Source organism: Frankia sp. CcI49, assembly GCF_001983215.1.
In the GTDB taxonomy this organism is placed as follows: Bacteria; Actinomycetota; Actinomycetes; order Frankiales; family Frankiaceae; genus Parafrankia; species Parafrankia irregularis.
Window position 1 is genome coordinate 1 of record NZ_MOWP01000064.1, and the last position, 9,776, is coordinate 9,776.

Annotated in this window: 1 protein-coding gene; it reads left to right on the plus strand. The window is 68.8% G+C overall.

All coding sequences use genetic code 11. From position 1 onward, the window contains the following. Positions 1–1,814: 1,814 nt before the first annotated feature. On the plus strand, positions 1,815–9,776 hold a 7,962-nt coding region (locus CcI49_RS39190), incomplete at its 3' end, for a DNRLRE domain-containing protein (protein ID WP_131831306.1).

A 9,776-nucleotide genomic window follows, 5' to 3' on the forward strand; every position in this document is an offset into this window, starting at 1 on the left:
GCGGGTGGGTTCTTGGTGGTGTCGAGCTGGTCGCCGGTGTCGCCGCTGGTTTCGGGGGTGGCGGCGGTGCAGAAGAAGAGCAGGCTGGCGGCGACCGCGGTGGGCAGCACCGTCGTGCGCACCAGACCGGAACGCCAGATGGCTCGTGCCGGCTCGCTGGGTGCGGCTCTGGCTCGTTTCGGTGCCGGTGAAGCGACCGGTGTGGGCCGCTCGGGCGTTCGGGGACGCCGGTGCCGGCCCGAGGTTCCTTTGAACATGCCGCGGGATCTGCTGCCGCGATGCGCACCCGCGCGCCGTCGAAATCGTCTGGGCGTCGGCGGGGATTCCGGCAAGGAGATCGCTGGGAGAACCGTGGTCGGCGGGATCGATCCAGGCCTGCTGACCTTGGCGAAGACTCCGCTCCCTACGGAGGGCGCCGCGATATCACCTGGCGAATCCGGTGACTTTCGGTAATTGCGGCCTGCAATGATCTCGGATGTTGGTTCGTGTGCGGAAGGGCCTTCAGGTGGTGATTGACGGGCTCGGCGATGACGTTTCACCGGGACGCGGCTCCTGGGCTCGGCACATTCGATGCGTGGAACACCGCGCATCGAAAGCAGGGGGAGCGTGGGGAATTTCCGGCTCGCGGCCCCACCACCTGGTCCGGCGGTCAGTGACGGGTGCTGACCGCCGGACCAGGCGGGTGCCACGCGGCCGTGACGGCAACCGCGCGGCGGCCTGAGGAGCCGAGCCGGTACGGCCTCTGATGCGAGGCGGATCCGATCCTCGTCAGTTCATCGCTCTCCGTAGTCCCCAGGTGCGGTGGCGATCCTGGCACCGGAACGCCCGGGATGGGCACGCTGCGCCCTGTATGTGTGCTGTGCGTGTGCTGTGCGAGACAAATGGTGACCTGAAGTCGGTGGTCTTTGCTCCCGAAACGGGAGATTTAGCGAGATTCTGTAATCTGCCTCACACCTGCACAGGAAGGCCTGTTCTGCTGGCAGCCCATGTGCTCCGGGGTTGCCGCCACCTTGATCGTTCTACTGCGGACTGGTCCGGCCATCTCGTCGGGGGCGCGCTCGATGTCCGGAGGTCATCGAGCCGATGCTCGAGAGGCCAGCTCCAAACCCCTGGCCATGCGACCCGACGGCGCGAGGGGAAGAGCAAGCGCGCTCGCGAAATAGCGAGCCCGCTGTTGAGTGTCAACTCCCAGTCCAGCGAACCGGTTATTGTGTGATTCCTTGTCAGCTCTGTGACAAGTGTGCGATGCTGCCTGACGCAATCGGTCCGCTACCTGAAGCCGGCGAGTTCGGCTGACTGGCGCGGAGTCATGCGCTGGAACGCGCTGGCGCTTCATGTAATCACCGGCTGGCTCACGATGCGGTGGCCGCGCCTGGATTTCCGTCACCCGTACCCCGTCACCCACCGTACTTTGTGCTGCCCGGAGTCATCTGCCGCGTTCTCGGCTCCGGACAGGTCGCCGGCGCCTCTCGCCGGATCTTCTTTCCCGATCCGTCATATCGAGTTCGCCTGCTGGAATCCTCGGGTTTCCCGTGGCAGGCCTGTCCTCACGCGTGCCGCCCTACCGGAGTTCCCCTCTCCGGTAGGGCGGCCACGGCGCTGCCGCTGTGCCCACACGGCCGCGCCGTGACCGCGGCCGGCCGGGGCGACCACGAGCCCGCCCGTCCCGGCCACCCGTAGCCGTCGCGGATCCGCCGCCGCGACGGCTACGGGCCTGTACCCGTGCCCGCGTTGTCATCCGGCACGGCCCGTCACCGTGCCCACTCACAGATGTCTCCCACCCGCGGACATCCTCTCGGATCTCGGAGCCCTCCATGCCAGGCCGGCACCTGCCCGCACCCGCCCCCGACCCGAACTCCCGGCCCGACCCGCACCCGAGCGCGAGCCGCCGCCGACGCCGACGAACGCGCCCCGGGCGGCTCCGGATGGTGGCGCTCCTGCTGATTCCCGTGATCATGGTCGTCGCAATGGTCGTCGTCGAACGCACCGGTGACCACGGACGCCGCCCCATCTCGCAGGAGAACCCGTTCCGGGACATGGATCTCCCGGAGAGCAGCTCGGGCTCCGCCGACGGCCGCGACCACGAGGTACCCACGGAGGCGACCCAGGCGGTCGAAGCTCCCGATCCAACGGCAGTCGATCGGGCGGTGCCGGATCTGGCCGGCGCGGTGCCGACCACCCCGGGGCTCGGCGATGTGCGCCTCACGGATCCGAAGGCCTCCCTCAAGCCGTCGCCGCCGCCGGCCTCGGTCAGTGGCTCCGCGACCTCATCCGCGGCCGCGCGGCCTGGAGGCGAGGTACGGGCGGAGTTCGGCGAGTCCCGAACGGTGCGGCCCGAACGTGCCCCGAACCGTGACGGCAAGCCGCAGGCGGGCCGGAGCGAGCTGGTGGAACGGCGCACTGAGAGCACGCGCGAGTTCCGCAACCCGGACGGAACACTCACGACCGAGTCATCGATGGGCCCGCAGCGTTTCAAGGACGCCTCCGGCGCGTGGGTCGACATCGACACCGCATTGGAGCAGACCGACGAGGGCCGACTCCGCTCGACCGCGACCGAGCATCTCGTCGAGGTCGCGCAGGACGCGGAAGATCCGCGGCTGGGCCGCATCGAGCTGGGCGAGGGCACGTCGTTCTCGTTCGGACTGGCGAACGCCGCGTCGTCGCGGGCACAGGTGGACGGTCCCAAGGCGACCTTCGCCGACATCCGGGAGTCGGCTGACCTGGAACTCGGTGCCGTCGCGGGCGGAATGAAGGAGGTCATCGTCCTGCGGTCGGCCGATGCGCCGACGGTCTGGGAGTTCCCGCTGGAGATGGAGGGCCTCACGGCCCGCGTCGACGGCCGCCAGGTCGTGCTGGAAGACGCCGCCGGCAAGGCCCGCGGCGCGATTCCTCCCGGCTGGATGGAGGATTCGCGGACGAAGGACGGTATGGCGGCGACCTCGGACGGCGTCGCCTACAGCCTGATCGAAGGCGACGACGGCGGCCAGATCCTGCGGGTCGAGCTTGATTCCGCGTGGCTGGGTGATCCTGAGCGGGTCTTTCCCGTCCGGGTCGATCCGGCGGTCATCGGCGACTCGGTGTACGTCGGCGGTGACGACACCTACATCTCCTCTCTGCAGTCGACCACGAACTATTCGACTCTTCCGGCGTTCTACGCCGGCAAGTACCTGACGGACGTGCAGCGCGGGTATCTCAACTTCCCGGGTCGCTCCGAGCTCACGAACGCCCACATCACCAATGCCCACCTGAAGATCTACAACTATGACTCGGCGGGGGGATGCACGCCGTATCCGGTGTACCTGCGGCAGGTGCTGATTCCCTGGGACGGCTACACGATGACCTGGCCTGGGGCGACCATGGGCTCGGTCGTGGCCGAGGGGACTTTTGCGCGTGACCAGGGCAACTCCGCCTGTCTTCCGGAATGGGAGTTCATCGGCAACGGTGACGACCGCCTGCGTGATCTGGTCCACCTGTGGACACACAACGCATACGCCAACTTCGGTCTGGCGGTCACGGCGTCGGAGACGAACGACAGCGCGCGCAAGGCGTTCTACACGGCCAACTGCTGGTGCAATCCGGCCGACCCGCCGTCGGACCTCCGGCCGAAGCTGGAGATCAACTGGTCCTCGAACGGCGCCCAGTACTCGTACCCGAACGGCGCCGCTCAGTGGGTGACGAAGCCGACGGCGACGACTCCCGGCACGGTCATGGTCAGGGTCAAGAACAGCGGTCAGTCGACCTGGGCGGCGAACAGCGCCTTCAAGTTGTCGTACCACGTCTACCAGAACGGCGTCCTTTACGACCAGGATGGCGCCGAGACCAACCTGCCCAACGCGGTCAGCCCCGGGGGCACGATAGACCTGCTGGCCACGATCGATCCGCTCCCGGCCGGGACATACGAGATCCGCTGGGACATGAAGCAGTCGGGCGTCGCCTGGTTCTCGGCCTGGGGCGTCGACTACATGGCCACGCCGGTCACTCTCGACGCCGCGCAGCCCTCCGTCACCGGCGTCGCGCCGCCGAACGGCACCGAGGTCTCGAGCCTGCGCCCGACCCTCTCCGCCAGTGGCACCGACCCCGACAACGCGCCCAATCCCCTCACCTTCCAGTTCCAGCTCTGCACCGGGACGGACGCGGCCTCCGGCACCTGCTCGGATTCGGGATGGCAGTCCGGAACGACCTGGCAGCCGCCTTCCGGGGCGCTCACCTGGGGCACGATCTACTACTGGCGCGTTCGGGTGAGCGATGGCCTCTACCAGAGCGCCTGGATGGGCCCCATGGCCATTCGCCCGGTGGCGTCCCAGTCGGCAAGTGACGCGAGTCTGGGTCGGGACCCCTACGTCCCGCCGGTGTCACAGGTTCATCCGCTCGCGCAGAACTACAGCTCGACGGTCACCGACGCCTCGGTCTCCGGTGTCGGGCCAGCCCTGTCTGTTTCCCGCACCTATAACAGCCTCAGTGGCTTCGACGGCATTTTCGGCCCTGGCTGGACCTCCGAGTTCGACAGATCGGCGAACCCGGAGGCCGCCGGTGACGGCGACATCCTGGTACGTAGGGCGGACGGTCGGGTCGAGCGTTTCGGCCGCAACACCGACGGAACGTTCGCCCCGCCACAAGGGGTCTACTCGCTGCTGCAGGCGCCGTCACCCAAGGTCGCCTCCTTCACGGGGGCGAACTCGACGATCTCGCTCGGCCTCGCGGACACCGGTGAGAGCTGGCAGGTGTTGGACGGGACCTGGGGGATCTCGGGGAACGACGCCTATCTGGTGTCTGGTTCGATCTGGCAGCGAAACGCGGCGGTGATGCCGGCTGCGGCCGACGGGACGATCCGGTTCACTGCGCCGGTCGCGCAGGACGGCATCGGTGTCTCCTTCCGGGTCCAGGACATCGACAACATGTGGATGCTGTACCTGCAGCCGTCGACGAACTCTCTCGTTCTCGCGAAACGGGTCAACGGGGGGGAGACGCAGGTCGCCACGGTGGCGAACGCCTGCTGTTCGTCCGCTGACACCTACGCGGTGACGATGTCCGGCGGAATTTTCACGATCCTGCGTAACAACCAGGTGGTCGGCTCGGCGACCGACACCGAGTTCAGCACCGCCACCCGGTCCGGCATCTACTGGGCCAGCGCGGGCTCCGGGCGGATCGGCTCGATCACCATGATCGATGATCAGCATCGTGACTCCGTCACCCGAGCGAACTCGACCTCCTCGCTCGGTGCCACGGACAACGGCGAGAAGTGGCTGAACGCCGGCAGCGCGATCTGGGGTGTCAACGGCAATGCCGCCTATCTCGCGACCGCGTCCGGAAACCGCAATGTCGCCACGGTCTCAGGTGCTTCCGACGGCGCGTTCTCATTCACCATGCCGGTTTCGCAGGCCGGCCTGGGACTCGCGTTCCGGTACGCCGACGCGGCCAACTACTGGCGGCTCGTCGCGCAGCCCTCTGCCGGCACCTGGCAGCTGGTGAAGCGGGACGACAACGTCGAGACGACGGTGGCGACCTCGGCCGCCGGTACCTGCTGCACCGCGGCGGACGTGCTGCGGGTGGAGACGAGTGGTGCCCAGATCCGGGTGATGCGCAACGGGACACAGATCCTGCTGGTGAACGACCCGGCGGTCTACTACGGCAGCCGCGCCGGTCCGTTCGCCGAGACGACCGGCTCCGGCCGGCTCGACAACCTGATCCTCTCGTCCGCGACCATCCTCACCGAGAAGGGCGGCAGCTCGTACGCCTTCCGGTCGGACGGCCGGCTGACCAGGGTCACCGACTCCGCCGCCCGGCAGCTGACGCTCGCCTACGACGGCAACGCGCGGCTCACCTCGGCGACCAGCGTCACCAGCGGACGGGCGCTGACCTTCGGCTGGTCGGGCACCCATGTCAGCTCCGTGTCGACACCTTCAGTGACCGCGCACGGCGGTGCACTGACCTGGTCGTACGCCTATACGTCCGGGAAGCTGACCGGTGTCACGGCGCCGCACACGACGACCCCGACGGCCTACACCTACGGGTCGAGCGGTGGCGCGAACGGCAAGATCACCCAGATCACGCTGCCGCGCGGCAACATCGACACGAAGGTCGGCTACAACACCGATGGCACCGTCGCCTGGCGTGAGGACGGCCTGGCCAACCGCACGTCGTTCGCGGTGCAGGCCACCGGGGCGACGACGACGATCCGCATCACCGACCCGCGTGGGCACGCCACCGACTGGGAGTACAAGAACGGTCAGCTGATCTCCCGGCGCGACGGCGCCGACGAGCGAACGTTCAGCTACAACGACCGCGGCTTCCTCACCCAGGTCCGCGACGAGAACGAAAACCTGCTCATGCTGCAGGTCGACACCCGCGGCAACGTGCTGGGCCGCACCACCGCCCGCGCGATGGTCGGCACCAGCCCTGTCCTCTACACGGAGTACTACACCTACTTCGTCGGCGCGCCAGGTGATCCGCGTAACGACCTGATCACCGAGTACCGGGACGCCCGGTCGTCATCGCCCACCCACGATGCCTACAAGACGACCTACACCTACAACGCCGCCGGCGATCTGATCCAGACCCGGACGCCCGCCACCACGGACTTCCCGACCGGACGGACCACCAGCTCGGCGTTCACCAACGGCACCGAGAGCGCGATCGGCGGCGGGACCGTCCCCCGCGGGCTGCTGGCCAGTCAGACCGACGCCCGCGGCAAGATCACGACCTTCGGCTACGACTCCAAGGGTGACCTGCGCCGCGACCAGGACCCGGCCGGGCTGGTGCACGAGTACACCTTCGACGAGATCGGCCGGCGGCTGACATCGAAGGAGATCTCCGACACCTACACAGCGGGCCTGACGACCACGACGACCTACACGAAGCTCTCCCGGATCGCGACCGTCACCACTCCCGGGGTGACGAACCCGATCAACACGGTGACCCGCACGGCCGTCACCACGAACAGCTACGACCTCAACGGGAACCTCACCCAGGTCGTCGTCTCCGACTCGACCGGCGGTGACACCGCCCGCACCACCACCTACATGTACGACAACGCCGACCGGCAGACATCTCAGACCGTCGCCGCCGGTACCTCGGCGTCGTCGACGACGTCGCTCACCTACGACGCCAACGGCAACATCGCGACGGAGACCGACGGCAACGGCACCGTCACCAGCCACACCTACACGGCGAAGAACCTGCTCGCGACGACGACGGTCGAGGACTTCGTCGACGACCCGGTCGCCGGCTCGACGCCCCGCGACCTGCTCACCGAATCCCGGGCCTACGACCCGGCCGGCCGGCTCGCGTCGGTGACCGACGCCGAGGGCCGCACGACCGACCACACCTACTGGCTGGACGACCTGCCCCGTCAGGAGATCCGCCGCGGCGTCCGCACCCCCGACATGGCCAGCGGCACCCTGTCGACGACCAGTACCCGCGACGTCGTCCTCGTCGACCGGATCTACGACGCGGCCGGCAACCCGACATCCACCACGGCCGGGGGTGGGCTGCGCACCGCGCAGACCGCCTACGACGCCGCCGGGCGCGTCACCTCGAACACGGTGGCCCCCGGAACCGTCGGGCGGACCGCCACCTACACCTACGACGCGAACGACAACGTGACCTCGACGGTGCTCAGCGCCGCCGGCACCACCGCGACCGAGCGCGTCGACGCCGCCTACGACGACGCGTCCCGGCCCACCTCACAGACCGTCTTCGGCGACGGCACCGCCACCTACATCACCACCTACCAGCGTGACCAGCGCGGCTACGTCACCGGGATGACCGACCCCCGCGGGTACGTCGCCGGCGGCGCGCCGAACGCGGCCTTCACCACGACGATCGGGACCAACCAGATCGGCGTCACCTCGAAGACCACGTCACCGCTGGTCTCGACCGAGGAGTGGGGCGCCGCCCCCACGGACCAGACGCAGAGCGTCGACGGGATCCTCAACGTCCACGGCGAGGTCATCCGTGACCGTGACGCCCGCGGCAACGTCACCGCGATCACCTACAACGCCGCCGGCCAGCCCACCGGGCGAACCCGCCAGCCGTACACCCCGCCCGGCGCGACGGCGGCGATCACACCGGCCGAGTCGTGGACGTACGACGACAACGGCAACGTCCTGACCTACACCGACGCGCGCGGTGAGACGACCAGCACCGTCTACGACAAGCTCAACCGCCCCGTCGCCATCACCGACCCACAGATCGGCACGGCCACGGCCGGGGTCAGCCGCATCCTCTACGACGACATCGGCAACGTCGTGTCCACCGTCGACCAGCTCGGCGCCTGGACGTTCTACGCCTACGACGACCTCGACCAGGTGTGGGCGACGACGCAGACCGAACGCACACCCGCGGCGACGTTCACGACCTACAGCCTCCACAACGACGCCGGCGATGTCGTCACCGTCCGCACCCCCGTGAACGCAACCGGCGGGCAGACCCGGACAGCGGTCTACAACCAGGCCGGCGACCTCACCGAAAGCCGCGACGAAGGCAACAACCTCACCTCCTACAGCTACGACCTCGCCGGCAGGGTCGTCGAGGTCACCGATCCCCTCGGCCGCTCGACCCGCACCTCCTACGACCGCGCCGGCCGCGCGGTGCAGATCGCGCAGCTCTCCCCGAGCGACGTGCAGCTGCGCGCGGTGTCGACCGGCTACGACGCCGCCGGGAACCCGGTCAGCGAGACCGACGCCCTGGGCTGGACGACAACCGCGACCTACGACGCGCTGAACCAGCTCCGCACCTACGTCGAGCCGGTGGACGGGACCACGTCGATCACGACGTCGTTCGGCTACGCGAAGGCCGGGCTGATGTCCCGGCGCACCGATGGCCGGGGAAACCGGGTTGTCTACACCTACAACCCGCTGAACCTCCTCGAGTCCGAGATCGAGGCGTCGACCACCGCGTATCCCAACGGTTCGGACCGGACCTGGCAGACGTCGTACGACGCCGCGGGTCTACCCGTCAGCGAGACAGCACCGGGTGGGGTCGTCCGGACCCGGACGTTCGACGAGCTCGGTCGGCTCGCCGCGGAGAGCGGGTCCGGGGGCGGTGCCACCGCCGCTGCCCGCACGGTGACCTACGACCTGGCCGGGCAGATCACCGCCATCTCCCACCCGCAGGGCTCGCAGGCCTTCACCTACAACGACCGCGGCCTGGTCACCGGCGGCTCCGGTAACGGCGGCACGACGACCTTCACCTACGACGCCAACGGACGGATGACCTCCCGCGGCGACCCCGGCTCCTACTCCTCGTTCGTCTACAACAGTCGCGACGACCTGACCCAGGTCAACGGCACCACCACGGGTGGTTCCCGCACCCTGGCCTACGACCAGGCCCGCCAGCTCACCTCCGTCACCTACAGCGCCGGCGCGACCCGGACCTTCGGCTACGACGACCTCGGCCGCACCACCTCCGACACCCTCACCGGCACCGGCGGCACCCTGCGGACCCAGACCTACACCTACGACGCCAACGACAACCCGACCGCGACGACCATCGGCCCGGTCGGGGTCGCCGCCGCCGGCACCCAGACCTACGCCTACGACCGCGCCGACCGGCTCACCTCCTGGACCAACCCGGCGTCGGTCACCACGACCTACGGCTGGGACGCGGCCGGGAACCGCACTTCGGTCAACGGGACGGCGGCGACCTACGACCAGCGCAACCGGCTGCTCACCGACGGCACCGCGACCTACGCCTACACCGCCCGGGGCACCCTGGCCACCCGCGTCGAGGGCAGCACCACCACGACCACGACGTTCGACGCGTTCGACAAACTGATC